This window comes from Bdellovibrio sp. HM001, assembly GCF_055397275.1.
The window spans coordinates 3,293,325-3,317,875 of the sequence record NZ_AP029174.1 but is presented as its reverse complement, the minus strand read 5'-3'; the positions used below and the strand labels follow the sequence as shown (position 1 = coordinate 3,317,875).

General features: G+C 49.2%; 30 protein-coding genes and 1 riboswitch. Of the genes, 16 read left to right on the top strand and 14 right to left on the bottom strand.

Annotated features, from left to right (window positions below; all coding sequences use genetic code 11):
• Positions 1 to 687 (top strand): response regulator transcription factor, encoded by a 687-nt coding sequence (locus ACZ5ZZ_RS15605; protein ID WP_464140202.1) that lies wholly within the window; start codon positions 1 to 3, stop codon positions 685 to 687.
• Here the strand turns inward: ACZ5ZZ_RS15605 and ACZ5ZZ_RS15600 are convergent.
• A complete protein-coding gene (locus ACZ5ZZ_RS15600) occupies positions 682 to 1,851 on the bottom strand; it encodes a hypothetical protein (protein ID WP_464140200.1) in 1,170 nt (389 codons plus the stop codon). The genes ACZ5ZZ_RS15605 and ACZ5ZZ_RS15600 overlap by 6 nt on opposite strands.
• Positions 1,852 to 1,853: 2 nt before the next feature.
• Positions 1,854 to 2,381: a peroxiredoxin gene (locus tag ACZ5ZZ_RS15595; protein WP_464118660.1), complete on the bottom strand. Its 528-nt coding sequence runs from the start codon at positions 2,379 to 2,381 to the stop codon at positions 1,854 to 1,856.
• Between the two features lie 61 nt (positions 2,382 to 2,442).
• On the opposite strand from ACZ5ZZ_RS15595, the gene ACZ5ZZ_RS15590 reads away from it, so the two are divergent.
• Positions 2,443 to 3,213, top strand: coding sequence for an exodeoxyribonuclease III (locus tag ACZ5ZZ_RS15590; RefSeq protein ID WP_464118659.1), 771 nt, complete (start codon positions 2,443 to 2,445; stop codon positions 3,211 to 3,213).
• Between the two features lie 15 nt (positions 3,214 to 3,228).
• Positions 3,229 to 3,819 carry an FxsA family protein gene (locus ACZ5ZZ_RS15585; RefSeq protein WP_464140198.1) on the top strand — a complete coding sequence of 197 codons (591 nt, stop codon included), beginning with the start codon at positions 3,229 to 3,231 and terminating at the stop codon, positions 3,817 to 3,819.
• Between the two features lie 84 nt (positions 3,820 to 3,903).
• On the opposite strand, the gene ACZ5ZZ_RS15580 is transcribed toward ACZ5ZZ_RS15585, so the two are convergent.
• Entirely contained in the window at positions 3,904 to 5,190 is a 1,287-nt protein-coding gene (locus tag ACZ5ZZ_RS15580; RefSeq protein ID WP_464140196.1) for a penicillin-binding transpeptidase domain-containing protein, read from the bottom strand.
• Between the two features lie 136 nt (positions 5,191 to 5,326).
• Here ACZ5ZZ_RS15580 and ACZ5ZZ_RS15575 point away from each other — a divergent pair, with 136 nt between their 5' ends.
• The 5 genes from ACZ5ZZ_RS15575 (at position 5,327) to ACZ5ZZ_RS15555 (ending at position 8,069) form a co-directional block, all read left to right on the top strand.
• The gene (locus ACZ5ZZ_RS15575; RefSeq protein ID WP_464118656.1) at positions 5,327 to 5,935 is read left to right on the top strand and encodes a TetR/AcrR family transcriptional regulator; all 609 of its coding nucleotides are present in this window, start codon (positions 5,327 to 5,329) and stop codon (positions 5,933 to 5,935) included.
• Positions 5,936 to 6,026: 91 nt separating this feature from the next.
• Positions 6,027 to 6,371 (top strand): hypothetical protein, encoded by a 345-nt coding sequence (locus ACZ5ZZ_RS15570; protein WP_464118655.1) that lies wholly within the window; start codon positions 6,027 to 6,029, stop codon positions 6,369 to 6,371.
• Between the two features lie 472 nt (positions 6,372 to 6,843).
• Positions 6,844 to 7,212 carry a TraR/DksA family transcriptional regulator gene (locus ACZ5ZZ_RS15565; RefSeq protein ID WP_262552809.1) on the top strand — a complete coding sequence of 123 codons (369 nt, stop codon included), beginning with the start codon at positions 6,844 to 6,846 and terminating at the stop codon, positions 7,210 to 7,212.
• A 54-nt stretch (positions 7,213 to 7,266) separates the two neighbouring features.
• Positions 7,267 to 7,449 (top strand): hypothetical protein, encoded by a 183-nt coding sequence (locus tag ACZ5ZZ_RS15560; protein ID WP_464140194.1) that lies wholly within the window; start codon positions 7,267 to 7,269, stop codon positions 7,447 to 7,449.
• A 176-nt stretch (positions 7,450 to 7,625) separates the two neighbouring features.
• Positions 7,626 to 8,069 carry a hypothetical protein gene (locus tag ACZ5ZZ_RS15555; RefSeq protein ID WP_464140192.1) on the top strand — a complete coding sequence of 148 codons (444 nt, stop codon included), beginning with the start codon at positions 7,626 to 7,628 and terminating at the stop codon, positions 8,067 to 8,069.
• Positions 8,070 to 8,184: 115 nt separating this feature from the next.
• Here the strand turns inward: ACZ5ZZ_RS15555 and ACZ5ZZ_RS15550 are convergent, their stop codons facing one another.
• The 6 genes from ACZ5ZZ_RS15550 to ACZ5ZZ_RS15525 all read right to left on the bottom strand — a co-directional run bounded on the left by ACZ5ZZ_RS15550 (position 8,185) and on the right by ACZ5ZZ_RS15525 (position 11,666).
• The gene (locus ACZ5ZZ_RS15550; RefSeq protein WP_464140190.1) at positions 8,185 to 8,682 is read right to left on the bottom strand and encodes a GAF domain-containing protein; all 498 of its coding nucleotides are present in this window, start codon (positions 8,680 to 8,682) and stop codon (positions 8,185 to 8,187) included.
• Positions 8,683 to 8,751: 69 nt separating this feature from the next.
• Positions 8,752 to 9,150, bottom strand: coding sequence for a hypothetical protein (locus tag ACZ5ZZ_RS15545; RefSeq protein ID WP_464140188.1), 399 nt, complete (start codon positions 9,148 to 9,150; stop codon positions 8,752 to 8,754).
• 158 nt (positions 9,151 to 9,308) lie between these two features.
• Positions 9,309 to 10,025, bottom strand: a complete 717-nt coding sequence (lexA, locus tag ACZ5ZZ_RS15540) for a transcriptional repressor LexA (RefSeq protein WP_464132202.1) — start codon at positions 10,023 to 10,025, stop codon at positions 9,309 to 9,311.
• Positions 10,026 to 10,146: 121 nt separating this feature from the next.
• Positions 10,147 to 10,815, bottom strand: a complete 669-nt coding sequence (locus ACZ5ZZ_RS15535) for a hypothetical protein (RefSeq protein WP_464140186.1) — start codon at positions 10,813 to 10,815, stop codon at positions 10,147 to 10,149.
• Between the two features lie 60 nt (positions 10,816 to 10,875).
• Positions 10,876 to 11,220, bottom strand: coding sequence for a hypothetical protein (locus tag ACZ5ZZ_RS15530; protein ID WP_464140184.1), 345 nt, complete (start codon positions 11,218 to 11,220; stop codon positions 10,876 to 10,878).
• 107 nt (positions 11,221 to 11,327) lie between these two features.
• Positions 11,328 to 11,666 carry a hypothetical protein gene (locus tag ACZ5ZZ_RS15525; protein WP_464140182.1) on the bottom strand — a complete coding sequence of 113 codons (339 nt, stop codon included), beginning with the start codon at positions 11,664 to 11,666 and terminating at the stop codon, positions 11,328 to 11,330.
• Between the two features lie 51 nt (positions 11,667 to 11,717).
• Between ACZ5ZZ_RS15525 and ACZ5ZZ_RS15520 the strand changes: the two genes are divergently transcribed.
• Positions 11,718 to 12,605, top strand: a complete 888-nt coding sequence (locus tag ACZ5ZZ_RS15520) for a M14 family zinc carboxypeptidase (protein WP_464132197.1) — start codon at positions 11,718 to 11,720, stop codon at positions 12,603 to 12,605.
• Here ACZ5ZZ_RS15520 and ACZ5ZZ_RS15515 read toward each other — a convergent pair.
• The 5 genes from ACZ5ZZ_RS15515 to ACZ5ZZ_RS15495 all read right to left on the bottom strand — a co-directional run bounded on the left by ACZ5ZZ_RS15515 (position 12,602) and on the right by ACZ5ZZ_RS15495 (position 17,684).
• On the bottom strand, positions 12,602 to 13,471 hold the full coding sequence (locus ACZ5ZZ_RS15515) for an endonuclease I family protein (protein WP_464132195.1): 870 nt from the start codon (positions 13,469 to 13,471) through the stop codon (positions 12,602 to 12,604). The two genes, ACZ5ZZ_RS15520 and ACZ5ZZ_RS15515, sit on opposite strands and share 4 nt — an antisense overlap.
• Positions 13,463 to 13,560: riboswitch (purine riboswitch) on the bottom strand. It overlaps the preceding gene by 9 nt.
• Positions 13,561 to 13,695: 135 nt before the next feature.
• A complete protein-coding gene (locus ACZ5ZZ_RS15510) occupies positions 13,696 to 14,229 on the bottom strand; it encodes a hypothetical protein (protein ID WP_464140180.1) in 534 nt (177 codons plus the stop codon).
• A gap of 248 nt (positions 14,230 to 14,477) precedes the next feature.
• The gene (locus ACZ5ZZ_RS15505; RefSeq protein ID WP_464140178.1) at positions 14,478 to 16,076 is read right to left on the bottom strand and encodes a HAMP domain-containing methyl-accepting chemotaxis protein; all 1,599 of its coding nucleotides are present in this window, start codon (positions 16,074 to 16,076) and stop codon (positions 14,478 to 14,480) included.
• Positions 16,077 to 16,296: 220 nt separating this feature from the next.
• Positions 16,297 to 17,253 (bottom strand): aldo/keto reductase family protein, encoded by a 957-nt coding sequence (locus ACZ5ZZ_RS15500; protein WP_464132191.1) that lies wholly within the window; start codon positions 17,251 to 17,253, stop codon positions 16,297 to 16,299.
• A 29-nt stretch (positions 17,254 to 17,282) separates the two neighbouring features.
• Entirely contained in the window at positions 17,283 to 17,684 is a 402-nt protein-coding gene (locus ACZ5ZZ_RS15495; protein WP_464132190.1) for a hypothetical protein, read from the bottom strand.
• A 151-nt stretch (positions 17,685 to 17,835) separates the two neighbouring features.
• Between ACZ5ZZ_RS15495 and ung the strand changes: the two genes are divergently transcribed.
• The 7 genes from ung to aroC all read left to right on the top strand — a co-directional run bounded on the left by ung (position 17,836) and on the right by aroC (position 24,542).
• Positions 17,836 to 18,534: a uracil-DNA glycosylase gene (ung, locus tag ACZ5ZZ_RS15490; protein WP_464132188.1), complete on the top strand. Its 699-nt coding sequence runs from the start codon at positions 17,836 to 17,838 to the stop codon at positions 18,532 to 18,534.
• A gap of 169 nt (positions 18,535 to 18,703) precedes the next feature.
• The gene (locus ACZ5ZZ_RS15485) at positions 18,704 to 19,021 is read left to right on the top strand and encodes a hypothetical protein (RefSeq protein WP_464132186.1); all 318 of its coding nucleotides are present in this window, start codon (positions 18,704 to 18,706) and stop codon (positions 19,019 to 19,021) included.
• Positions 19,022 to 19,063: 42 nt separating this feature from the next.
• Entirely contained in the window at positions 19,064 to 19,480 is a 417-nt protein-coding gene (locus tag ACZ5ZZ_RS15480) for a sll1863 family stress response protein (protein WP_464132184.1), read from the top strand.
• Positions 19,480 to 20,532, top strand: a complete 1,053-nt coding sequence (locus ACZ5ZZ_RS15475; RefSeq protein WP_464140176.1) for a 3-dehydroquinate synthase family protein — start codon at positions 19,480 to 19,482, stop codon at positions 20,530 to 20,532. Before ACZ5ZZ_RS15480 ends, ACZ5ZZ_RS15475 begins: the two co-directional genes overlap by 1 nt.
• On the top strand, positions 20,525 to 21,700 hold the full coding sequence (locus ACZ5ZZ_RS15470) for a 3-phosphoshikimate 1-carboxyvinyltransferase (RefSeq protein ID WP_464140174.1): 1,176 nt from the start codon (positions 20,525 to 20,527) through the stop codon (positions 21,698 to 21,700). The genes ACZ5ZZ_RS15475 and ACZ5ZZ_RS15470 overlap by 8 nt, the downstream gene beginning before the upstream one ends.
• Positions 21,697 to 23,517 (top strand): shikimate kinase, encoded by a 1,821-nt coding sequence (locus tag ACZ5ZZ_RS15465; protein WP_464140172.1) that lies wholly within the window; start codon positions 21,697 to 21,699, stop codon positions 23,515 to 23,517. Before ACZ5ZZ_RS15470 ends, ACZ5ZZ_RS15465 begins: the two co-directional genes overlap by 4 nt.
• Positions 23,514 to 24,542 carry a chorismate synthase gene (aroC, locus tag ACZ5ZZ_RS15460; protein ID WP_464140170.1) on the top strand — a complete coding sequence of 343 codons (1,029 nt, stop codon included), beginning with the start codon at positions 23,514 to 23,516 and terminating at the stop codon, positions 24,540 to 24,542. The genes ACZ5ZZ_RS15465 and aroC overlap by 4 nt, the downstream gene beginning before the upstream one ends.
• The last annotated feature ends 9 nt before the right edge of the window (positions 24,543 to 24,551 follow it).

Here is a 24,551-nt window from a genome sequence, read left to right as displayed (position 1 = left end):
ATGGCAAAGATACTGATTGTGGATGATCAAAAAAGTGTCCTGCTGACTTTGGAGGCTTTGCTTCTGAAGGACAATCATATTGTCACGTCCTGTACGAATTCCATCGATGCTTTGGATCGCCTGACCACTGAGCCGTTTGATTTGATGATCACGGACGCCATCATGCCGGGAGGCGCGACGGGATACGCCCTGATTCGCACCGTTCGCAATAATCCCCAGATTGCCAAGATGCCGGTGATTCTTTTGACCGGAAAGCGCGAAAAGGCGGATGTTGAAAAAGGCATTGAGTCCGGTGCGAACGATTATGCGGTCAAACCGATTGATCCCGAACTGTTGCTGGCCAAAATTAAAAATCTTCTGGCGAAAAGCGAAAAAGACACAGCTCACTTTGTGGAAGCTCCGGTTTATGTCAAAGCCGAATGGGAAACCAAGACGGAAATTATGACTGTTTCTGAGCTGGGCATGGTGATTAAGTCCAATGTGCCGATGCCGTTAGGCATGGTGTTGCGACTGTCGAGCAGTCTTTATGATGATATTGGAATCAGCAAGATGCCTTTGCGGATCACGGCTTGCGAGGAAACCAAAACAACGACGGAGACATTCTACCGTATTCAAGTTCACTTTGTTGGACTGACGGAAAAAGAACTGACGCCGTTGCGCCTGTGGGTTCGCTCAAAAAAACTATGATCCTTTAAGCACTGTTGCAAAGCCGCCGTATGGCGTGCGCAGGTTCGTCACCTGTCCTTGATACAGACGGGCCAAAATCAGCTGCATGCGCCCCTGGTAAGCATAACAGCGCAAATCGTATTTGAAGGCCTGCGGCCCCTCGGGCGTTTCAAAAGTCTGCTCCGGTGCCGGAACAAACTCTTGTGCGATCATGTCGTGGCCGACGATCTTGTCAAAAGCACTTCGACTGATGGAAGAACCACGATAAGACTGCTTCGAGCCGAAAGCATTTTTTGGCTTGAAGAAGAATCTTTTGCGATCGGCCCAAATCTCCGCCGCCTTGGACTCGCAGACGTCGTAGGACTCGGGGACGGAGGTTCGGATCAGATCCAGATCCGAACCTGACAGTCCTTGCGCTTCCAGGAAGCCCGGGGCACCCCAGTCAATCAAACGCTGCTTATCAGCTAACATCAGATATTCAAATGGATTCGGAGACAGGCAGACAGCACCGTTCAGGAACTTTTCGCGCAGAACAGAGCTAGAAGGCTCGGTCAGGAAGAAATCCGTGTAACGGTTGTAAATAAAGTCCGGCGAAAAGTCCTTGAACAGATCGCGATAGTCCACAATGCGGGAATCCCAACCATAGGATTTAAACAACTCATTGTAAGCCAGGAATTCCACAAACAAACGTTGCTGAGAAGGGGTTTCGTCAGTGATCGCCACTTTGAGGGGGGCCGACGCTGTCTTACCCTGCAAGGACATCTCTGTTTCAATCATGTGGCGGATTTCATCGCGCGTGAAGTCTGCCACTGGCAGGGGATGACCTTTCATCTGGTACATTTCATAGCCCAGAATCAGGAAGGCTGCATTGGTGTTCACCTCGATAAGCTTCAGATTCTGATGCTCATCCAGGTGAAAATCATAGCTCATCATGATCGACTTGTTGCCCGGGTCTTTCAGACCTTTTTCTGCGATCAGATTATCGTAGTGTTTCAGATATGAAGACTGTTCACGCAGATTAAAAAGCAAAGAAACAATTTTTTCGGCTTTTTTGATCACGGTTTCAGGCAGGGTGACGGTAAAGGGAGAAATCAGATTTTCGGAAACCAGATCCTCAAGAGGCTCGTTGGCAAGCCCCTTGTAAGAAGAACGAAGCTGTTGGATGAAATCAGCTTTCAAGTTCATGGTTATTTCAGTGGTGTGATGTGATCATCACCGGCTTTCCATCCCGCCTGGCAAAGCTCGCCGCTTTGACAGCCTTGAAGAACGCGCAGAATTTCTTTCGCGTCGCGACCCACGGACGTGTTGTGAATGCCCATGTACTGAATTTTTTGATCCGGATCGATGATGAAGGTGCCGCGAGTCGCGATACCACGGTCTTCAAACAAGACACCGTAATCGCGGGCGATACGCTTTGTCAGATCCGCCATCAAAGGATAACCCAGGTTGCCCAGATCATCTCGCAACCAGCGTTTGTGAGAATGAACAGAGTCCACGCTGCAGCCAATGACTGTGGCTCCAGCTTTTTGGAAAGATGTGATGTGTTCACGGAACTGAGTCAATTCTGTGGGGCAGACGAATGTGAAGTCCAAAGGATAGAAGAACAGGACAACCCATTTTCCTTTGAAGTCATTTAGGGAAATGTCACGAACTTCACCTCCATCAAAAACAGCCTGTGCGGTGAATTGTGGAGCGGGTTGATTAATCATTGGCATACAGAAGTCTCCTTGCTATTAATTGATGCCTTTGGTGGGCCTTAAAAGGCAAGGAGAAACTGTGAAAATCGTCTCTTGGAATGTGAATGGAATTAGAGCTTGTTACAAGAAGGGATTGATGGATTTTTTAAACACGGAAAAACCGGATATTTTCTGTGTTCAGGAAACAAAAGCTCACATTGATCAGGTTGAGACCGAAACACGCACGCTGCGCTGGGAGCACTCCTACTGGTCTTCGGCCCAACGCAAAGGTTATTCCGGTGTGGCCACGTTCACACACACGCCTCCAGCAAATGTGCAGTATCACTTTAATGCGATTCCTGACTATGAGTCCGAAGGACGTATTGTGATGACAGACCATGGTCATTTTGATCTTTACAACATCTATTTCCCCAACGGGGGATCAGGCATTGAACGTCACAACTTTAAACAGCAGTTTTTGAAGGATCTCAACCTTCACCTGAAGGAAAAATTGCAGACGGGTCGTCAGGTGATTGTGGTGGGGGATTACAACGTGGCTCACGAAAATATCGACGTTTTTGATCCGGTCCGTCTGTCGAAGGAAAGCGGTTTCTTGCCAGAAGAACGTGTTTGGTTTGATCAGTTCCTGGAGCTGGGCTTTATCGACACCTTCCGTTATTTCAAACCCACCGAAGCAAAGCGTTATTCCTGGTGGGATATGCGCACTTTCGGCCGCATTGCCAATCGCGGTTGGCGCATTGACTATGTTTGTATTTCAAAAGGTCTTGAGAAATACCTGTCTTCAGCGGATATTCTCGAACAAGTTGAGGGCTCTGATCACTGTCCGGTCGTAGCCACATTGGACTTTTAATCCGAAGGAGTCCCCATGCTGATGATTCCATTTCCTTTTGTGATAGCCGAGCTGGTGATTTTCATTCTGGCGGTTCAGAAGTGGGGCTTTCTGAACACGTTGGGTTTGTACTTGTTGCCTTGTCTTCTTGGTTTTTTGATCGTGGCAACAGTCGGGCGTCTGGCGATGATGAATCTGCAAACCTCGATGATGCGGGGGCAGCTGCCTGCGAATAAGATTTTGCATTCCGGGGCCATATTCATTTCTGGTTTGCTGTTCTTGATTCCGTCTTTTTTTGCACGAGTGGCGGCCGTGGTGCTGTTCCTGCCGGGTCTTCGTCATTTTGCTATCTGGAGATTTAAGTTCTATATGGCCAAGAAGATGGCTCAAGGGTCCGCGCGAGTGTTTAACTTTGGCGGCCCCTTCGGATTTGGCGCGGGCATGGGGACGGGCGGCGGTCCAAACAGCTCAGGTGGCTTTAGGTACTATGAGTTCCGCAATAATGGGACCGGTTTTGAGGAAGTGCGTGAGGAGCGGGAGATCAACGCAGAAGTTCTGGATGTAACCCCGTTGGAGATTACTCACGACACGAAGACCGAAAAAAACAACCCAAACGGAGAGAGTTGATTCAGCACCCTTGAAAAAGTGGGAATAAAAAAAGCGAAATGAGGAGTCTCATTTCGCTTTTTGTTTTTCTGGCGTTGGTGAAAACTAGCGAGAAACGACGCGGCCGCCTTTGGATTGGTTTGAAACCACCGGGCCGAAGTATTTGCGGAACATGGATTGTCCCAGGTGCGCTGACTTGACCGTCCAGAACTTTTTGTTCACGGTGATGGCGGCCACAGCGATCTTGCGTTCGTCATCCAAGGCGTAGCCGACAAACCAGTCCGTGCGGCCACGAGGATTGTCACCGGTAAGGTGTCCCGTCTTGCCACCCATTTCAATTTCACGGAATTTGCGGTCTTTGGTGATGGGGCGGAAGGAACGACGGGAAGTTCCCGCGATCACAGTGCGCTCCATCAGTTCACGAACTTTTGCTGCGGACTCTTTTGTCATGATGTGACCGTTGTTCAAAGTTGCGCCTTCGTACAGCGGTTGACCTTTTTCATCCGTCATGGTGCGAACCAGATAAGGAACCACGACCTGACCATCGTTAGCGACAGAGGCGGCGATCATCGCACCCTGAACCGGGCTCATGCGGTTGGTTTTATTATAGCCGGAAGCCACTTCAGCCATTTCAAAACCCTTGCCAGGAGGAACGTAGGCCACACCCATCTCAACCGGGAAGTCTGCGGGGATTTCCTGATTGAACATGAAGCGGTTGGCGTATTCGTTCAGATCTTCGGGGTGAAGATTCTCGATGCTCAAGCGACCAAATGCGGTGTTAATAGAGCGAGCGAATGCGTCTTTCAAGGTGATCACATTGGTCCAGCGGGTCACTTTGTCAGAAAGAACGTTTTTCTTGTAAAGTGTGTAAGCGCCGCCATTGTAGCGGATCTTGTGTTCCGGGCTGACGCCAGCCTTATCCACGGCCGCGGTGGCGGTCACAACTTTAAATACGGAAGCCGCCGGGAAAGTGGCTTGCAGATTCAGATTCGGAGCATGAGCATCGTCGCGCTGATAGCTGGACATTGCCAGAACCTCGCCCGTCATGGCGTCGATCATAAAGATGGCGCCGTAATCGGGTTTGTAGGCTTTTAAAAGGCGATCCGCTTCGCGCTGAAGAGATTCATCAATCGTGTAGCTGATTTTGACGGCCTGGTTGTCGCCATTCCAAGGGAGTTTAAGAGACTCTGGAAGGTCGTTTGCACGAATCTTTTCACCAAGAGCTTTGGCAAGCTGAGTGCGCTGTTCAAGTTGGGATTGGATCTTCTGATGAGCTTGAGCTTCCTGACTGTCGGCAGAGGACGTGAAACCCAGAAGAGAGTAAAGGCCTATCAGGCTGGCTCCAGAAAAAACGAGCAGTTTTAGTAACTTAGATTTGTTTTTAGATAACATTGTTTTATGGTAGCACCAATTTTTTAACGCTTTCAAGAGCATTCTCAGAAGAAGGCGCGGGAAATGCCATTCTGGTGCGCTTTTCGGGGCATTCTTGCGTGACTCTCGAGGGGACTTGGACTAAAGACTAATATACATGAAGACCAAAGAACGCATTCTCGTTACCTCCATTGAACTCTTCAATCGCAGCGGTGTGGTGGCGATCACGACCAATCACATCGCCAAGGCCATGGATATCAGCCCAGGCAACCTCTATTTTCACTATGACAACAAAGAAGAGATCCTGATTGAGCTGTTTAAGAGAATGGCGAAAGAGACCTACGATGTTTGGCGCCCCAGCCGTACCAAGAAATACACGCCGTTGGCCTTCATCAGCGACAACTTTGATCTGTACTGGCGCTATCGCTTCTTCCATCGGGAAATGTACGCCCTTCGCCGTAAGGATCAGCAGCTGGCGAAGATGTGGCGCAACCATATCCAGAAAATGATGAAGCTGATGGTCATCCTTTACCGCCAATGGGTGAAGGACGGCAAAATGATCAAGATCGCCGAAGTCTCTGAAATGCAGTACATCGCTGAATCCCTGTTGGCGATGGCGACCACCTTCCTGCAGTTCTTTGAATCCGCAGAAAAACAGCCCGGAAAGCGCAGTATCGAGCGTGGTAAACGCCACGTGGCCCGTCTGCTTTTGCCCTACACAGCTGGCGAAACCAAGAACGAGTTTGAAAAATTTCTAAAGTCCTAGCCTAAAATGTCACCTGAGATCGAATATAAGCCGATCTCAGCTGGCAAACTCATTGCTTTAGGTCAGAGTCATCGACACGAAAGGCTCTGACATGAAAACGATTGCTTCCTTCTTTGCAGTTCTTCTTTTTGCTTCCAACTCTATGGCTGCAAGTCAGTGTGCTGAGCTGAAAGCGGAACTGAAAGCCATGCAAAAGGCGCAACAGCAGATCATGGCAAGTCTTGTGAGCAATCACGAAACTTTCGCATCTTCGATGGAAGAATATTCTGTATCTGTGAAATCGGCGCAGGGGGCGACCGTCAAGTCAGTTTCTCAGGATATGGATGATTCCGCCCAAGCCTTCCGCAAGCGCGGTGTTCAGGGGAAAAAAATGGCTGCTCAGCTCAACAACGCCACGGGGGATTTGTTGGCTCGAGTGGCTTCCTGTCTTAAGTAATTAAGACGTTATTTTATAAATACATCCTGTGGGATGGGCTTCTCGGGGGAGAGTCCATTCTGAACTCGAAGGCGACCGAATTGAAGTAGGTCGCCTTTTCTTTTGATTTTCGGCGGTCCCGCCTGTGTCGATGCGCAGTTTTTCTGAATCAGTTTGAGAAAATGGGGGCTCTTCAGGGGCCTGCTCTTTTCTTTTCTTTAAGCCTAAGGCTAGAATATAACGCGTTGCAATTATGAGGCTGGATGTAATCAAGCTTCAGGTTATAATTGTAAGAAGATGACTTAAGAATGAAAAACTGCGGTCGTCCGCTATGGCGCTTCCATGGCCACAGTCAGGGAATCGTTAGGGTTTACAACGCTTTATTTAATTTTAAGTTAATGTAAGATTTTTTACTTGCAAATTTTACAGGTGTAGAACTTAATAGGTCAGTTCCAAATTGGCACTTAAGCTGGAAGGAACTCGAGGGGGCAATATGGCTATCTCTGAAAAGCTTGTCAGCGAATGCAGACACAGACTTTTGCAAACGAAGCAAGATATCCTCAACAGAGTGAAAGAAGCTCGTTTGAACTTGGATCAGAATGAGGAAAAAGGCGGGGACGAAGGGGATCAAACCGTTCGTGTACTGGCGGAACAAGAATTCCTCAGCATGCATGAAAGAATGCGTGGGCAGTTGATGGAAGTTGAAAGCGCTCTAGCTCGCATTGAGGGCGGTACTTTCGGTTACTGTGAAGAAACCGAAGAGCCTATCGAGCCGGAAAGACTTCTGGCAATTCCTTGGACTCGTCTAAGCATCGAAGGTGCTGAGATTCGCGAATCCATGAATAAGCGCTACGCTCGCTAGTTTCTGCATTAGCAGCGATATAATAGTTTTAGAATTTCTCGAGGGGAAAAGGGGATGGGCACGAGTGTGCAGCATCCCCTTTGTTTTTTGGGGGCGGTCGATGAAAATAGCCCCTTCGACTGCGTTGTCGGTGGCTGTCCTCGCTTCGACGTGCTTGGAGCACGCCTGCGCGCTGCGGGAGCCGCCTCCGCCTTGCGCCTGGGCTATTTTGATCAACCTTTCAAGTTTGTTCAGTGATTTGGGCCGACTGAGGAGAAGGGCTCCTTCTTCTGTGGCTGAGCCTTTTTGACCGGTCTTCATCTTTGGTAAAGAAATACCTGTAAATTTACCATGAGTTAACTCATTGCGTTGGTGGTGAGGGTGGGGTGTGCTATAAGTGCCTCATTCAAAAGTCATTAATAAGGAGTTAAACGATGAAAGTTCTTTCTGTTGTGGCGGCATTGTTGGTCACATCTTCTGCTCATGCCTGGAGTGATAAATACGTAGACGTTAAAAATGGTCGCACCGTGGCGGTTGAGGCTGTGGGCGCTTCCAGCCAGGATGGCATTGTTTCCTTGCGCGTGGTTGTTAAAAACCAAGCTTTGAATTTGATCGATCCAAAAGCTGCGGTGACTTCTGAACAAGATGGATTCACTTGTGATGTTCAGCGCGTGATCCTTTTGAACAGCTCGTTTGATTCTGCAACGAAGACATTTACACAAGATTATGAAGTGAAAGTGGCTTGGACTCCGGGTGCGGACTGGAGCTCTTGCACAGTTCAGGTGTTCCATCCCTCTTTGCAGTCCAACAGTGTGGTTCTCTATGTTGAAGGCTCTGGATTGTCTCCAATCGAAGAGCGTCCCAGCGATTGGTACTAGTTCTTCTTTTGCATCTTAGTGAGTGAACTTAAAAACCGCCTGTTCAAGGGCGGTTTTTTTATTTCCGGTATTTAGCAAAGGTGAATTTGCGTTAAAGGCGGGGTTCGCCGGATCTTCAGGCAAAAGTCGAAGGCCACTGGCTGCCCTTGATCAGGATCTCTGCAAACTGCTCCAGTCCTTTTTGATCTTCAAGGTCGAAGCGATTCAGGATTGGAGAGTCGATGTCTAATACTCCCAGAAGCCGCCCTTCATGAATCAGGGGGATCACAATTTCAGAGCGTGAAGCGCTGTCACACACGATATGCCCCGGGAACTGATCCACATCGGCGACAAGTTGAGTTTGTAATGTCTTCGCCGCAGTCCCGCAGACACCTTTGCCGATTGCAATGCGGGTGCAGGCGGGAAGTCCCTGGAACGAGCTCAGCAGTAATTCGTTGTTGTGATACAAATAGAATCCGACCCAGTTGATGTCGGGCAAATGCTGATTCAACAGCGCAGCGAAATTTGCAAGATTCACAAACCATTCATTTTCACGAAGACCCTGCGCCTCGGAAAGAAGTTCTGAATAAAATTTGGCTTTATTGGCATAGCTGATTCTGTTGGATTGATGCATGAACGAAGGTTATCACAAAAGTGGAATTGATTAAAGGAGCTGCCGCAGGGGGCAGCTCAGTATCTGTACTTAGCCGCGATCGAATTCTTTTAGAGCGGATTTCACTTTGTCACAATCTGCTTTGACCTTTGTACTTTCAATGGTCGTTTCCTTGTAATCCAGTTTAGCTTTGCATGAGACATTGCTGTGTTTGGCGAGGAATTGTTCGCAGGCGTTATGAACCACGCGAATTTGTGAGATGATTTCGGACTCAGAACTGCGAGAGGCAACTTTCATGTTCAGGAGGCTGGCCTCGAGGACAATATCATTATACCTAGAAACAAAATCCAAGCTGCAGTTGCCAGCTGAATCCATGCTCACATTCTGAGTGGGCACTGTGTGAACCTCGGCGCCACCGCTGCCCCCAGCGCATGCAGAAAGTGCCATCATTGCTGCCAGAACGCCCAAAAGTTTGATTGTTGTTTTCATATTACTACCCCTTATTCCGTCCCAAATCCAAGAATCCAGAACTTGATTTAAGAAAATGAGCCGGAATTCTTGGTCCGGACCGCGTATATCCCATTTGGATTACTCGGAGGACCTAAAGAGCAAGGGGGGTGCCACGAGTTGTGGCACAAGATCAGATATTAGAACCTACGGATTAGACCCACGACGATACCGCGGATAGAGACTTCGTCCGGGGAGTACCACATGGATTTCATTGAGGAGTTGGACGGACGTAGCTCCACCATTTTATCTGCGGCCCCAGTTTCCGGGCGGGGACGCAGATAAAAGCGCTTCACGGTGGCTTCGTTATCTACAGTCGCCACGATGATATCGCCGTTGTTGGCAGAATCTTGTTTCTGAATCAGGATGATGTCTTCATCAAAGATCCCGTCTTCAATCATGGAATCACCCTGCACCTTCAGTGCAAAGGACTTGGAAGGATTTCTGACCATGGAAGGGGGGACGTCCACGAACTCGTCGTGTTTGATGGCTTCGATAGGTTGACCCGCCGCCACTTTCCCGAGAAGGGGAAGTGACAGGACCTCATCACGAGCCTGGAGGAGCTGAGTGCGAGGAGATCCTGTCTTCGTCGAGACTGATTTCGATTGCAGATGCTCTTGTACTGCCGAAGCAGAGTGAAGCACCTGAATGGCTCGCTTCAAGTTCTGGGGATTGGAAATGTATCCCTTATTCGTCAGCTGCTTCAGATAGTTCTGAACAGAGTTGAACGAAGCCAGACCGAAGTGATCCTTGATTTCTTGATACGACGGTGAAACTCCTGAGCTTAGGATGTGCGCCTCGATAAACTCGAGAACGGATTTTTCTTTCGGCGTCAGTGGGGGGAGGGGCGTTTTCATCGTCATAACTTACATACGAACTTACAGTGTAAATTATATGTAAGTCAATAGGCTATTTTCAAAAAAAGAAAGGACCAGCCCAAGGGCCAGTCCTTCGTCCTTTTCGCGCCCAGAAAGGCTTTTATTGGCCTTTAGGGGATGCGGGAGGTGGTTCCGCAGGCCCGTGAGCCTCGCGAACGCTGTGGCGACGAGCGGCATGGCGATCCTTGCGGGCTGTGTCGATCAACTTCTTGGTCGCCGAATCGACAGGCTTATCCAGAGTTTTCAGAATTTCTGCGATGCGGACGATGTTGCTGCTCCAATCCGTGAAGATGATCTGGTTGGTGGCAGAAACGCTATTCATCTCGCCGTCCCTAGATGGCAGAACACGCACTTCGCGCATCACGTCCTCGACAGAAATATTTTTCAGTTTAACGACCCACGCCACCATTCTTTGTGGTGTCACTGATGGAACCTCTGTCGTCACATCAATCAGGTCACGCTGAATGCTGCGTGCAGATTTCACCACCATCACGTCGGCCTGTTTGGAAATGGCAAAGCCGTTGGTGGAAAGGGCCAGGGACAATTGATTGAAGGCCTCGGTCAGCTCGACAGGTTCTTGATTGAAGATCGAAATCTTCCCGCGCACGCCAGGATCCAAAACGAACTTCTGGCCAGTGGCTTTCGAGTAAATCTCGATCACCTTGGAAAGCTCTTCGTTATTGAAATACATTTTGATTTTATCGGTGGCATGAGCTGAAGACAGAGAGAAAAGGCAAATAAACAACGCGCTGCTGACGTACTTAAGCATGGGACCTCCTGCAGCCTTAAAGGCTAGGAGGCGGACGAAGGGACGGCAAGTCCAGCTTTATTAAAGCTGGGCGGCCAAACAAGCCGCCAAGGTTTGCTCTGCGTAAGGGGACAGGGCCATGCGAGAGTGCCCCTGCGGATCTCTGTGTTCCGTATAAAGGTCGCTGGCATCAGTCATGCGTTCAATCATGCAGCCTGTTTTGCGCTGCTGCTGGATTTCCATCTTCACAAGGCAAGTGCGGTTGCGCAAAGAACAGCGGATGTCCTGAAAATGAACCCCTGGGTTCAGGTTTTCTTCATTCAAAGTTTTAAGGATCTGAGCCTTATCCTGAGGGGCAAGAAAAGCATGGGCAGGAGAAGCCACAAAAGCGAAAAGGGCGAGAATGAGTCCGAGAGTGTTGTTCATAGAAGCCTCCTTGTTATGAACTGTTACTTCTTAACGTACAGTTCTAACAAAGGTTCTATGATGAGTAAAAGGCATATAAAGAATTCGAATATGCACGTAACGAATACTTATTCGTTACGTGGGCATTCTTTTTTCTCGTCGTTACAGGTGGGCTTGATGTCAGCCACCACGGGTTGTGACTCGGAAGCCACTTGGCGGGTGATCACTGGAATAGTTGTGGTGTTTTTGGCGTGGCTGATCGGGGCCATCGAGCAATTCTGATAGAAAAGTATCACTACGGGATTTATTACCAGCATCGCTACGAAACTAAAACTGCCCTTATTCATCATACTGCCTCCACGCTGAGTCCTAATGGTCACACCCTTTCTTTTACGGACGAAAGCCTGCAAGACTTTAGTCAATTTGTAAGGATTCTCACCTTGATTCAAAAAAAGGCACTTTCTCATCTTGAGAGAATCAAAAGACCCAGAGATAATAGCTAAGTGGTGAAGAGGCCTATGAAAGCATTTATCTTGAGCGCGATTACGTTGATGTCATTGGGGGCAAAAGCCGTCGAGTTCCCCAATCTTCAACAAGAGTGTATGAACGAGCTTAAAAAGTTTCCTGGTGCGTGGGATGACAAACTCCTTAAGCAAGCTTGTGACAAAGTACAAATTGATTCCCAGTGTGTTAGCGCCGAAGGGCGCCCCATCTATCACTATGACAAAATGTCATCTGCAACTGGAGCCAAGAAGGTTCTGGTCATCAGTCTGATCCACGGGGATGAAACTCCGGCCGGCACTGTGGGCCGTTATTGGATGGAACGACTTGAAGGGATAGATCCGCGCAACTCTTGGCGTGTGATTCCCATGCTGAATCCTGATGGCGTGAAATATAAAACCCGCTACAACGCCAATAAGATCGATATCAATCGCAACTTCCCAACAAAAGATTGGGATGCGGGGGCTTTGACGGCATGGCGTCGGTCCACGAACTCCAACCCGCGTCGTTTCCCGGGCAACCAAGGGGGCAGTGAGCCTGAAACAAAGTGTGCACTGAAGCACCTTGAGGATTTCCAGCCCGACTTTATCGTTTCTGTGCACACACCTTTGAAGGTGCTTGATTTTGATGGACCAAAAGTGTCCCCACCACCGAAGTTTGATTATCTGCCATGGAAGTCTTTGGGGAATTACCCTGGCAGTCTGGGGCGCTACATGTGGGTTGAAAGACAGACTCCTGTGTTGACGATGGAGTTAAAAGAGAATCTGCCGCCGAATCTGGCACCTTTTGAGCAGCTTCAGGATATTATCGGCTCTTTGGTGATGCTGGAAAACGGCAAAAAAAAAGAGGAGACATCAAACGTCTCCTCTCCAACTAGCTTTTTACCGGTAGCGCTTGAGCACTAGAAATCGCTGATTGAATCTTCCAGGCCAGGGAAATCGATGAATGGATTTCTGTTTCCCTGCATTTTGTGAATCTCATCATTACGATTTAACTCTTCTTCATCAATCGGATCTTCTTTGGACCATTTGCGAAGTGTGGATTCCTGACGGGAATCAATTGGAAGGTCATAGCGGACTGAGAAGTAGAACAAGGCACGAGCCACGTTGCCGCGGTGATTTGCCGGTGGTTCGAACACATCCCCACTGCCGGAAGCCCCTCGGCCGAAGCGGGAGACTTTGCATTTCAATGTCTTTCGATCCTGTACAACCTCGCCAAATGGATTGTTGCCGCGGATGGAGTTCATTTCATTGTCCGTAGGGTACAAGTGGTGCATGTCGGCTTTTTGCATGTTTTTGTTGTGGCGGCCAGAGAAACGGCTTTGTGGCCAGGTGTGCTCGGTGTTGACAACGTTGCCGTCTGGAATCGTGCCGGGGTGAGGAGCGTTGCCGCCGCGGAAATCATCTGAAGTTCTGATCTTGTCACAGTAAACATCTTTGATGGCATAGTCGCCGCTGCCTTGGTCAATCAGGTAGAAGCTGCCCAGAAGGAAGGTGCGGGCGCCATCATAACCCAGGGAAACATGCTGATAGCAGTTTTGACCGTTGCAGCCGTTCACAATCTGATCGTAGCTGCCATTGACACGAAGGTGGAAACTGCGAAGAACAAAATTGATATTCTTTTTTAGATCATCGTTAGAGATTCCAGAGCCCAGATCGCGATAGAATTGTTCGCCGTAATAAGGAACTTCATTGGAAGCGGGAGCTGCAAATACCAACTGTCCGCATAGTGTCGTAACGAGAACCAGAAGAGAAATCAAAGTGGCCTTCACTAAAACCTCCATAGTCAGGCATTTGAGGTGCCTGGTAGAAACGCTGCGCCCTATTCGCAACATATACGGGGAAAATCACAGTGAAGTTATTTCCAAAAGATCTGCGCCTTGCAAGAAGTTAATGAAAACTAACCGTTTACAAACAAATTTGCGCGGCGCAATGGTGATTTTAAACAGAAGAATTGTCGCAAATGAGGTCGGGACGACCCCATTTGTGGAAGGAATTAGCGGATCTTTTCGCACTGAAGTTGAAGGTCCCATCGAGTTTCCCATTTGTTCTGGAAAACCAATGCGGCTTCACGAGACTGAACCACAAGGCGGGCTTTCAGAGTGCGTTTGTCTAGTTCCAATTGGGAACGAATGTCGGGATCATAGGTCAGGGAAGAGCCTTCGAAGAAAGATTGCATTTTTAAGCTCTTGGAATCCTCTTGCAGCTCCTGACCCGCGAAGGCCAAGCCCGTATAAAAGGTCTCAAAGAACTTGTCGTTGATTCCGGCGTCTATGTTGAAAGGGTTGTTATATTGAGAAAGTGGAATCCACTTGAGCTCCGCATGAGCATAGCGCTGGCCATCCAGATAGGGAACATTCCCAATGCACACTTCAAGGCGGTGCAGTTTGCGGTCTTGAAGCACCTCTGCGCCGACCGTGCAGGCATACCCCTTGTCAGAATGCCATCCTGAAGACAGGAACTTTTCGCATTCATGCGCCCAGGATGAGGCGGGAACAAGTGCTAAGGTGATAACTAATAGATGTTTCATTGAGAGGACTCCGAAGAAAAGCCCCCACACTGTATCGGGGCGATTCGTGTTATTTTTGTTGCAGAATTTGCGACAGGGAATTGCAGCTTGTATGCCAGTTAAAATGACCCCAGATCTGCTATATAAACGGCCTTCGGGATGTGGGTGAAAAAAATACGGGACCGAATAGAGGTTGGGCACCGTGGCTATTGAGGCTGTCGGGACTTTGGCAGCTCCAAAATCCCGACAACTTTTAGTGTGCGGCTTGTTTAGAAACCGGAAACATTTCCGATTTTACGTTCTTTTGAATCCTCAAGAGGCAGGATATCTTCTGCTTCCTTCTTAGGATGCTTCGCCAGCGTTGGCTTGAAGGCCGCCTTGACCGGCGGCTGGGATTTTTTTACTGGTCGGGAAGCTTCACGAGACTTGGTCGCGCCGACTCCATTTATCAGGACTCTTAGGTCAGTCACAAGATCTGCCAGCAATACGGCTTGAGATGACATTTCTTCAGAGGATGCTGCGACTTCTTCAGATGACGCCGCATTGCCTTGGGTGGCCTGGTCCAACTGATTCATCGCTTTAGAAATCTGTTCAAGCCCTGTGGATTGTTCCTGGCTGGCGACGGAGATCTCGCTGTTTAGATCGGCCACTTTTTTCACGGACATTACGATGTCATGCAGAACCGTACCACTTTGACTTGCCACGCGTGCACCGTTTTCACTCTTTGATACATTCTCTTTGATCAAAGAATTGATGTCCTTGGCAGCAGCAGCGCTTCGTTGTGCCAGGTTTCTGACGGCTTCAGCGACTACGGCAAAACCTTTTCCTTGTTCACCAGCGCGCGCGGCTTCTACCGCCGCATTTAAGGCCAGCAAGTTCGTTTGGAAAGCGATATCATCGATGACTGTGATGATTTCCTCGATTTTTTTAGATCCGCTGGCAATGTCTTCCATGGCGCCGATAAGTTTATTGATCTCGCGTTCGCCTTCTTCGGCGGAATCACGTGATTTCGCTGAAAGAGCATTGGCCTCTTTGGCATGATCGGCATTCAGTTTTACCATGCTGGAAAGCTCTTCCAAAGATGCGACTGTTTCCTCAAGAGAAGCTGCGGCTTCTGATGAACCTGAAGACAGCTGCTGGCTGGCTGCAGACAATTGTGTTCCGGCTGAAGATGTCTGTTCTGCAGCACCCGAAATGTCACCACTGATGCGTCCCAAAGTGCCTGCCAAAGAGTTGGCGAACAGGAAGCCTAGCACAGAAGCAAAGATAAAGCCGATAGAGATAGTCAGGATGACCAGAATTTCCCCGCGTCGAGACGTGGCTTCGGCAGAAGCTTTTGATTTGCGGACCTCTTCCTCGTGGAACTTCAGTAGTGCATCAAGGCTTGCGACATGCTCATTGCGAAGATCGCGCACTTCCTCGTCCAAAACTTTCTGGGCCAGGGCGCTTTGATCTTCATGTGCGGCAAGCTTTAACACGCGTTCTCCGGCTGACACGTACTTTTTCCAGACGTCATCGACTTTATTGAACAAGGCTTCTTCGCCAGGAAGAAAAGGAGTTTCCAGATATTTTTTTGTGAAGTCGCTATAAATCTGTAAAGACTCTTCGAACTGTTTTTCGTACATAGCGTATTCATTGGGGTTTTTTGCCATCACTGCGCGCAGCATGGTGCGGTTGACTTCTTGCGCGCGATAGCGAATGCGTCCCAGAGCTTGTACATTTGGCAGGTTCTGGTTTGTGATCACGCTATAGATGGAAACAACGTTGCTGTTGGACCACCAGCCGATTCCGCCGACCACCAGGAGCAGCAATGAGATCCCCACAAACCCTGTTAACAATTTCGCCCTTAAACTCAACTTTGCAAACATACCGAAGCCCCTTATATATGACTTTTTTTTATTGAATACGGCGGAATCAACCAGAGTTGTATTTTTGCCGTAAACTCGGGGGCATCTATCGGAGTCGTGTTGGTTTACTTAATAGGTGAATAATAATATTATTCAAATCCGCCAGGATCACTGTCAGATTTGAACAGGTGAGTGTTTCATCGTATTCGATACAAATGTAGGACGGTCGCGGGACAGACTTTTAGTAAGAGAAAATCTTTTTGATATCCTTGTCGATCTCAGGAGTGATTTCGACTTTCAGAGCGCCGAGATTTTCTTGCAGTTGTTCGATGCTGGTGGCCCCCAGAATCACACTGCTGACGCCGTTTTGCGCGGCCGTCCAGGCCAGGGCTAGTTGGGTGCGACTGCACTCTAGCTGGTCAGCGATCTTTTTTAGTTCCCATACGCGCTGGCAGTTTTTTTCTGTGTAGAACGTGTCTTTCAACCAGTCGATGCGTGACAGGCGACCTTCAGTGACGCCTTTGTCGTATTTCCCTGTCAGCATTCCTGATGCCAGTGGAGACCACGTCACTAAACCCATTCCGTGTTGCTGCGCTTTGGGCTGCACATTGGTTTCAAACTTGTCGCGCACCAAAAGATTGTACTGAGGTTGTTCGACTTGCGGCTTGTAATAGCCGCCTTTATCGCACACATCCATGGCTTCCTGAATCTGTTCGGCGGTCCATTCGCTTGTTCCCCAATATAAAATTTTTCCGTGATGAATCAAGTCGTCCATGATGCGCACAGTTTCTTCGACGGGAGTTTCAGGGTCATAACGATGGCAGAAGTAGATGTCCAGATAATCGGTGCCGATACGTTGCAGGGATTTGTTCACGGATTCCAAAATATGTTTGCGGGAAAGACCTTTGTCGTTGATGTCTTCGCTCATCGGCCAAAAAACTTTTGAGGAAATGACAAGTTCATGGCGAGGGAAGTCTTTCAGGGCTCCACCCATGATGCGCTCGGATTCGCCTTTGGCGTAGATGTCAGCGATGTCGAAAAAATTGATCCCGGCCTCAAAAGCCACACGCAGAATGCTGCGCACAGAAGTGAAGTCTTTGACGGTGCCACCAAATGTAGTCCAGCCGCCCAATGAATAGGCGCCGATTTTTAAGCCGCAACGGCCAACGCTGCGATAAGGCATGTTAGGATTGAACATCAGGGCCTCCTTGCAGAAGCCCCATTATCTTAATGAAGAACCGGATGTTGCAAGTAATGATTGATTTCGACGATTCTGTCTTGTTGACTGACCACAGAGTCCTGGATCGCGATCAGCTTTTGCATCAGGTTGTGTTTAGCCATGCGAATTGCTTCAAAGATGTCCTCGTGAACGCCTTCAGCCTCGGCCTTCGCGCCGCTTTCGTTCAGAACGATCGCAATGCGGTACAGCTTCTTTAATCCTTCCTTGGTAAACTCGCGACCTTCTGTTTCATACTGGAGCGCCAGTTTTCTTGGGTCCCGGGCTACGACAGCGACCACTGTTTGTGGAGTCACAAAGTGCTCGAACTCCGCGATCTGCTGGTAGATAAAGGACTTAACCTCAGGATTTTGTTCAATAAGCTCAATGGTGGGGTTGAGAAGGGTCGTCATAGGCGGCCTCCTTTTCCTCGTAGTTATAGTGTAACAATGGGGTCGAATTTTGTCTGGTCAAGAAGGTTGGCATTCAAAAAATAATTTGAAATCGAATAGGTTTGCATTAGAATCCCGAACCTGGACCATAGGCTTGTGTCAGATTGAGATCATGGAAAATATTAAATCCGAAATAAAATTAGACTCATCTTGGAAGCAGCATCTTCATCTGGAATTCGAAACAGACCGCATGAAGAGGCTCAAAAGTTTTTTGGCTTCTGAGTACAAAGCCGGCAAGACCATCTACCCGCGGGGGGATGAATACTTTGCAGCTTTGAATCTGACTCCTTTTGACAAGGTGAAGGTCGTCATCGTCGGGCAAGATCCTTATCATGGTCCAGGGCAGGCGCATGGCCTTTGCTTCTCAGTGCGTGAGGGGGTTCGTTTTCCTCCATCTCTTCAGAATATCTACAAAGAGCTGCACAGTGATCTGGGGCTCCCCATCCCTCAAACCGGTTCGCTGACCAAGTGGGCTGAGCAGGGTGTGCTTCTGCTAAATGCGGTACTGACTGTGGAAGATGGCAAAGCGGCGGCTCACCAGGGTAAAGGCTGGGAAGAGTTCACGGATAAGATCATCCATGTGCTGAACGACGAAAAAGAAAATCTGGTATTTATTTTGTGGGGTTCTTACGCGCAGAAAAAAGCGTCCTTTGTGGACCGTAAGAAGCATCTGGTCTTGGAATCTGTGCATCCCTCTCCGCTGTCAGCGCATCGAGGATTCTTTGGGACCAAGCCCTTCTCTAAAACCAATGCCTATCTGAGATCCAAGGGACTTGGTGAAATTGACTGGGATTTGACGAAGCCTTCCTAGGTTCAATTGCAAAAACCGATGCTCTCATCCTGGTACGTGTAGGTCTTCTTTGGTAACCTTCCAAAGGAATTAAATGTCATTCCACCGATTCAAAGGTGCAAAAGCTCTAGCTATGCGGTGGTGCCTTGGTTAAGATTATAGAAGAACCTTTAATCTGAAGGAGAGTATCATGAGATGGCTTCTGGCGGTGGCAATGGTGTCTCTGGGGTTGGTGGTCTCTCACACAGAAAGGTCCGAGGCTGGGCCGGCGATTCGAATTATTGCCAGCGTTGAAACCGTCAAGGTGGCGGACGTGGTTAGAAAACTGCGCAGCGATAAGGATGGTGTCAAAGTGCTGTTGAGCAAGCACCAGGGTTCTTACTATCTTCCCAAAAGCAATCCGCAATTTGCCGAGTTACTGAAAAAACTCGAGTCCAGTCTGAAGACCCAAAAGGCCGTGGATGTCACTGCGGAGCAAGGTCAGCTCAATATTGTTGATGTGAAATAAGCCCGCGTTGTAAACTGGTCTCCATCTTTTAAGGAGATCTTTATGCGCAGTCTTGTTCTGGTTCTTGCTCTTATCTCATTGTCGTCTCATGCCCTGGCCACTTCGGCGGAAGAAGTGAAGCAGAAAACAGCGGAAGCTGCATCTGCGGCGGCTGAATATTCCAAAGAACAAAAAGAAGAGTTCCAAAAAGACATGGAAACAAAACTCAATTCCATGAAAAAAGAAATCGCTGAAATGAAGGCGGAAGCCGCCAAGAAAACCGGTGAAGCCAAGGCGGAAATGAATGACCAGATCAAGGCTTTGGAGAAGAAACAAGAGGAAATGAAAAAGGACTTGGCGAAGCTGAAGAAGAGCTCTGGCAAAGCCTGGGGTGAAATGAAAGCTGGTATGAGCAAGGCGTGGGATGCAATCTCTGAGTCCTATGGCAAAGCCAAAGCCCACTTGTCTGAAGAAAAATAATGAAAAAAAGCTCATTGCTCTTTATTAAGGACCTGCCTCGTCTTTCAGATCTGGGAGACGAGCTTTTACTGATCCACGATGAGATTCTTCCCAAGAAATCGGCGGCCTTCCGCAAGTGGATGAAGCAGTTCCCGTTGCGTTATCCGGTAAAGGCCGGAGAGTCTTTAAAATCTGTTGATCAGTTCCCTGAACACATCGCCAGAATCGTCCAGCTCTGTGAAGGGGCGTCGGCACGACGTTTGACGTTGGTTGTGGCAGGTGGAGGCAGTGTGGGTGACTTTGGCGGCTTTGTGGCCAGCATCCTTAAAAGAGGTGTGGGGTTGGTTCACCTGCCCAGTACCTGGCTGTCGGCTATTGACTCCGCTCACGGCGGTAAGACGGCGCTGAATGTGGGTTCTGCGAAGAACCAGATTGGGACATTCTATCCGGCACAGAAAATCATACTTTCCAGGGCCCTTTTGATGTCCCAGCCCGAAGCTCGGGCCTTTGAGGGATTCGGAGAGCTGCTGAAGATCGCCCTGATATCGGGTGGTTCTTTGTGGAAAGATCTTTCTCAAGAATACGAAGTTCATGCTGATACTTTGTGGAAGTATCTGGCTCGGGCAATCGAAGCCAAGTACAAAGAAGTGGCCAAAGACCCTGAAGAAAGGTCAGGCCATCGCCATGTTCTGAATCTGGGGCATACCGTGGGGCATGTTCTGGAATCTTTCAATGAACTTCCGCACGGGATTGCGATCAATTACGGTTTGGACTTTGCCTTGCGTTTTAGTCTGCATAAGAAAATCATCACTCCGAAAGACTATGAAAAGCTGATGCTTTCGCCGGTGATGGGGTACTTGCTGTCACCTGTACGAGATGGTTTGTTGCAAAGCAAGGAATCAGTTCTGAAGGATTTCCGCAGGCAGCTTCTAAGTGATAAAAAGAAAACAAGTTCTTCGGATCTGCGTTTTGTGTTTCTAAAAAAGCCGGGACAATGTGTGATTCGTGAAGTTCCCGTGGACGAAATCCTGATGGAAATTGTTCGGCAGAAAGAAGATGAATGGTATGACTGAGTATCGCTTTCGCGGAGAGATTCCGGGTTCCAAATCCATTTTCAACCGGGCCTTGATTGTAAAAAGCTATTTCCCGGTGTTGGATTTGCAAGGTCACGCTGAATGCGATGATGTTCGCTTTATGCGTGAGGGCTTGAAGGAAATCCGCGAACGCAGTCGTATTGATTGCGGTGAGGGTGGCACCACTTTCCGTTTTATGGCACTTCGAGCGTCTCGGGTGCCGGGAATGCACACGCTGGAGGCGACGGCGCGCTTGCTGCAAAGACCACAGCAGGGACTTTTCGATCTGCTGTCTCAGTTGGGCGTACAAACTCAAGTCAAAGGCCGTGAACTATTTATCGCCTCTAAAGGCTGGAAGCGTCCACGCACACCCATCAAGGTCAACACCTCCGAATCCAGTCAGTATGCTTCGGCGTTGATCCTGAACTCCTGGCTTCTGGATTTTGATCTTGAGTTTGAATTGGTGGGTGAGAAGGTTTCTGAATCTTATTTCGAACTGACCGTAAAGATGTTGAAAGAACTGGGCATGCGATTTCAGGTGCAGGGAAATAAGTATTTGATCCCGGCCGGTCAGCGTATCAGTAAACTTGAGTACCGGGTGGAATCAGATCTCAGCTCTGCCTTCACCATGGCGGCGGCCGGGGCTTTGAGCGGTGGGGCAAAACTTGAGAATTTTCCCATCAGAAGTTCTCAGCCGGATGTCGTGTTCCTGGAAATTTTTAAACGAATGAACATCGCCTGGGAATTCAAGGATCAAAGTCTTTGCGTCAGCTCCTCGGCGGGACTGCGTGCGACGGACTGTGACTTATTCCAGTCGCCGGACTTGTTCCCGGTTTTGGCGGTGTTGTGCAGTTGGGCGCAAGGAAGTTCCAAACTGTACAATGCGCCTCATCTGGCTGCGAAAGAATCCAATCGCATTGCCAAGGTGGCGGATCTATTTCAAAAGCTCGGTGTAGCACATGAAGTTCTGCCAGACGGCATGATCATTCACGGAGATCCGGGCCAGGTTTTAAAGAAGGGAATTGTCTTTAATCCTGATCAAGATCACCGCATGGTGATGGCGGCCACTTTGATGAAGCTAAAAGGCCACGAGATCACGATTGAGCATCCCGAGGCTATCAATAAGAGTTTCCCCGAGTTCTGGGGCATGATAGGAATCAAACCATGATCACTGTCGTTGTTGGGCACCGCGGAACGGGAAAAACCGAGTTGATGAAGCGTATGCAAAACTATTTGCGGGACGCTTCGGTTGAGTTCGTGGACCTGGATGATTTAATTGAAGAGAAAATCGGCAAAACCATTCCTGAACTCTTTATGGAGCATGGAGAGGCCTATTTTCGCGAGCTGGAGCGTCAGTTATTCTTAGAAACCCTGCAAAAGCCACACACGGAAATGTACCTGGTTGTGGGGGCGGGATTTGATCTGACGGTCATCCCTGAAGCCGTGCGCGTTTTGTGGGTGCGCAGACAGACGGATCTGGATGGACGTATTTTTCTGAATCGTCCGCGCCTGAATCCTGAGATGTCTCCGTTGGAAGAATTCCAAAAAAGAGCGGTTGTACGCGAGGAAAACTATCGGGCCCATGCCGATGAAGTGTATCTGATGCCAGAGGGTCTTTTTGAAAATCGCCATCATGCGATGGCAGTTGAAAAAGCCCTTCTGACTCACAGCCTGCAGGATATTTCTGGCGTTCTGACTTTGACGCCGGACATTTTTAAATCTGAAAAGCGCTGGAATCTTTTTAAGACCCGTTTCGCCCGCAAAGGCGTGGATCTTTTTGAATTGCGCGATGATCTGCTAAGTTTTGAGCAGATCCAAAAAGCTCTGACCGAAATGTCTTCAGAAAACTTTATCTATTCGTTCCGCACAGCCCGGGAAAACCTTCCGGCTGAGCAGTCCCTGCTGGAGCTTTTAAAAAAAGTGTCTTGGGTGGACTGGGCAATTGAGCTCGGGAGTCCGGAAGTTCTGCTTTCAGTCGTTCCAGGTACGAAAGTGATTCTGTCCCTGCATGAAGAAAAGTTGAAAGACTTGTGGCAGGTTTTTGCCAACCAAGTGGCGCATTTGAAGTATGCGCCTTTGGTGGAAAGTTTTGGGGATCTTTGGGTCGGGCATCAGTGGCAGGCGCAGGATGAGTCTCGTCGCAGCTATCTGCCGAGGTCGCGCACAGGTCGCTGGGAATGGTATCGCCGTTTGCAAAAGGGGCGACAACTGCTGAACTTCTGGAGAGAAGGGGATGGTACGGCGGGGGATCAGCCTTCTTTGTGGGCTTGGATGATGACGCCGGACCGGCCGGCTTCCTTTGCTGCGGTTTTGGGGGATCCTGTTGTGCACAGCTATACCCCCATGGAACATTCTGATTTCTTTTACAAGATGAATCTGCCGGTGTTCGCAGTGGCGATTTACCGGGACGAATGGGATCAGGCTTTCCCGGTCTTGCAAGCCCTGGGGCTTTCACATGCCGCAGTGACATCACCGCATAAAGAGAACGCGGCGAAAAGCTGCCAGCATGAAAATCTGAAAGCTGTGAATACCTTATACCTCGACCGGAAGGCCCATCGTTGGATAGGCACGTCCACTGATGATCAGGGCTTTATGGAACTGATCGAGGGCGTAGGTATGATTGCGCCTTTGCAGAAGGAAATCTTTGTCTGGGGCGGTGGCGGAGTGCTGGAGATGATTGAAAAGGCCCTGCCCCATGCGACTTATTTTTCATCGCGCAGTGGACAGCCCAGAGCGTGTTCGGAAGCTTCCGCGGAGCTGAAGCCTAAGATCGTGATCTGGGCCGCCCCGAGATCCGCAGAAACCCAGTTGCCTCCGGCCGGTTGGAGTCCTGCGATGGTGTTTGATTTAAATTATAAAGAAGATTCAATGGGGCGCGAGTACGCCCAGCGCTGTGGGGCTAATTATCAATCTGGTTTGGTGATGTTCACAGCGCAGGCTCAAGGACAAAGAGCATTTTGGCGAAAGCTTGAGGAAAAATCATGAGTGCAAGTCAGTTCGGGTCTCGCTTTACGATAACGACATTTGGTGAAAGTCACGGGACAGCTCTGGGTGTGGTGATTGATGGGTGCCCCGCCGGTGTTGAATTTGACGAAGCTTTGTTGCGCAAAGAACTGGAGCGTCGTCGTCCCGGGAATCACGGTTCAGGTCAGATTGTGTCTGGTCGTCAGGAAGGGGATTTGCCTGAAGTGTTAAGCGGGGTCTTTGAGGGAAAGACTTTGGGAACTCCGATGGCAATCATTGTGCGCAATCAGGATGCGCGTTCTCAGGACTACGGTGTGATCAAGACTTCTCCGCGTGCGGGGCATGCGGATGATATGTGGAAGCAGAAGTTCGGCCATAGCGATCACCGTGGTGGCGGGCGCTCCTCAGGGCGGGAAACAGTGTCGCGTGTGATGGCAGGGGCCGTGGCGCAGATGATGTTGAAACATGTCAGTGCGCCGACCCAAGTGATCGGCTACGCTTCTCAGATCGGTCCGATCACCCTGACATCAGCGGAACGCGCCGAGGTTCAGAACAAAGACATAGATTCCTTCCAGGCTCGCTTTCCGTCGGACCGAGATGCCGAAGTGGGAGAGCTTCTAAAAAAAGCCCAGGAAAACGGCGAAAGCCACGGCGGTGTTGCTGAAATTCTGATACAGAATCCGCCGGCCTATTTGGGGCAGCCTGTTTTTCATAAGCTGAAGTCTGATTTGGCTATGGCCTTTCTAAGTGTCGGCGCAACCAATGGCTTTGAGTTGGGTCTGGGCTTTGAGGCCTCCGAGGTGAAGGGGACCGAGTTTCATCAAAACAGCACAGGTTCACAGTATGGGGGCATCCGGGGTGGGATTTCCACCGGTGAAAGCATTTTGTTGCGCGTGTCTTTCAAGCCCACCAGTTCTATCCTGGATGTGGCTAAGAAAGGTCGACATGATCCGTGCATCGTGACCCGGGCGATTCCGGTTTTAGAGGCGATGACATGGCTGGTGTTGGCAGATCACTATTTGTGGTCTAGAACAGACAGAATATAAGAGGTAATG

Excerpts from the sequence above, each read along its gene's own strand:
- ACZ5ZZ_RS15605 (WP_464140202.1), top strand. The coding sequence starts at position 1 with ATGGCAAAGATACTGATTGTGGATGATCAAAAAAGTGTCCTGCTGACT.
- ACZ5ZZ_RS15600 (WP_464140200.1), bottom strand. The coding sequence starts at position 1,851 with ATGAACTTGAAAGCTGATTTCATCCAACAGCTTCGTTCTTCTTACAAG.
- ACZ5ZZ_RS15595 (WP_464118660.1), bottom strand. The coding sequence starts at position 2,381 with ATGCCAATGATTAATCAACCCGCTCCACAATTCACCGCACAGGCTGTT.
- ACZ5ZZ_RS15585 (WP_464140198.1), top strand. The coding sequence starts at position 3,229 with ATGCTGATGATTCCATTTCCTTTTGTGATAGCCGAGCTGGTGATTTTC.
- ACZ5ZZ_RS15580 (WP_464140196.1), bottom strand. The coding sequence starts at position 5,190 with ATGTTATCTAAAAACAAATCTAAGTTACTAAAACTGCTCGTTTTTTCT.
- ACZ5ZZ_RS15575 (WP_464118656.1), top strand. The coding sequence starts at position 5,327 with ATGAAGACCAAAGAACGCATTCTCGTTACCTCCATTGAACTCTTCAAT.
- ACZ5ZZ_RS15570 (WP_464118655.1), top strand. The coding sequence starts at position 6,027 with ATGAAAACGATTGCTTCCTTCTTTGCAGTTCTTCTTTTTGCTTCCAAC.
- ACZ5ZZ_RS15565 (WP_262552809.1), top strand. The coding sequence starts at position 6,844 with ATGGCTATCTCTGAAAAGCTTGTCAGCGAATGCAGACACAGACTTTTG.
- ACZ5ZZ_RS15560 (WP_464140194.1), top strand. The coding sequence starts at position 7,267 with ATGGGCACGAGTGTGCAGCATCCCCTTTGTTTTTTGGGGGCGGTCGAT.
- ACZ5ZZ_RS15555 (WP_464140192.1), top strand. The coding sequence starts at position 7,626 with ATGAAAGTTCTTTCTGTTGTGGCGGCATTGTTGGTCACATCTTCTGCT.
- ACZ5ZZ_RS15550 (WP_464140190.1), bottom strand. The coding sequence starts at position 8,682 with ATGCATCAATCCAACAGAATCAGCTATGCCAATAAAGCCAAATTTTAT.
- ACZ5ZZ_RS15545 (WP_464140188.1), bottom strand. The coding sequence starts at position 9,150 with ATGAAAACAACAATCAAACTTTTGGGCGTTCTGGCAGCAATGATGGCA.
- lexA (WP_464132202.1), bottom strand. The coding sequence starts at position 10,025 with ATGAAAACGCCCCTCCCCCCACTGACGCCGAAAGAAAAATCCGTTCTC.
- ACZ5ZZ_RS15535 (WP_464140186.1), bottom strand. The coding sequence starts at position 10,815 with ATGCTTAAGTACGTCAGCAGCGCGTTGTTTATTTGCCTTTTCTCTCTG.
- ACZ5ZZ_RS15530 (WP_464140184.1), bottom strand. The coding sequence starts at position 11,220 with ATGAACAACACTCTCGGACTCATTCTCGCCCTTTTCGCTTTTGTGGCT.
- ACZ5ZZ_RS15525 (WP_464140182.1), bottom strand. The coding sequence starts at position 11,666 with ATGAGAAAGTGCCTTTTTTTGAATCAAGGTGAGAATCCTTACAAATTG.
- ACZ5ZZ_RS15520 (WP_464132197.1), top strand. The coding sequence starts at position 11,718 with ATGAAAGCATTTATCTTGAGCGCGATTACGTTGATGTCATTGGGGGCA.
- ACZ5ZZ_RS15510 (WP_464140180.1), bottom strand. The coding sequence starts at position 14,229 with ATGAAACATCTATTAGTTATCACCTTAGCACTTGTTCCCGCCTCATCC.
- ACZ5ZZ_RS15505 (WP_464140178.1), bottom strand. The coding sequence starts at position 16,076 with ATGTTTGCAAAGTTGAGTTTAAGGGCGAAATTGTTAACAGGGTTTGTG.
- ACZ5ZZ_RS15500 (WP_464132191.1), bottom strand. The coding sequence starts at position 17,253 with ATGTTCAATCCTAACATGCCTTATCGCAGCGTTGGCCGTTGCGGCTTA.
- ACZ5ZZ_RS15495 (WP_464132190.1), bottom strand. The coding sequence starts at position 17,684 with ATGACGACCCTTCTCAACCCCACCATTGAGCTTATTGAACAAAATCCT.
- ung (WP_464132188.1), top strand. The coding sequence starts at position 17,836 with ATGGAAAATATTAAATCCGAAATAAAATTAGACTCATCTTGGAAGCAG.
- ACZ5ZZ_RS15485 (WP_464132186.1), top strand. The coding sequence starts at position 18,704 with ATGAGATGGCTTCTGGCGGTGGCAATGGTGTCTCTGGGGTTGGTGGTC.
- ACZ5ZZ_RS15480 (WP_464132184.1), top strand. The coding sequence starts at position 19,064 with ATGCGCAGTCTTGTTCTGGTTCTTGCTCTTATCTCATTGTCGTCTCAT.
- ACZ5ZZ_RS15475 (WP_464140176.1), top strand. The coding sequence starts at position 19,480 with ATGAAAAAAAGCTCATTGCTCTTTATTAAGGACCTGCCTCGTCTTTCA.
- ACZ5ZZ_RS15470 (WP_464140174.1), top strand. The coding sequence starts at position 20,525 with ATGACTGAGTATCGCTTTCGCGGAGAGATTCCGGGTTCCAAATCCATT.
- ACZ5ZZ_RS15465 (WP_464140172.1), top strand. The coding sequence starts at position 21,697 with ATGATCACTGTCGTTGTTGGGCACCGCGGAACGGGAAAAACCGAGTTG.
- aroC (WP_464140170.1), top strand. The coding sequence starts at position 23,514 with ATGAGTGCAAGTCAGTTCGGGTCTCGCTTTACGATAACGACATTTGGT.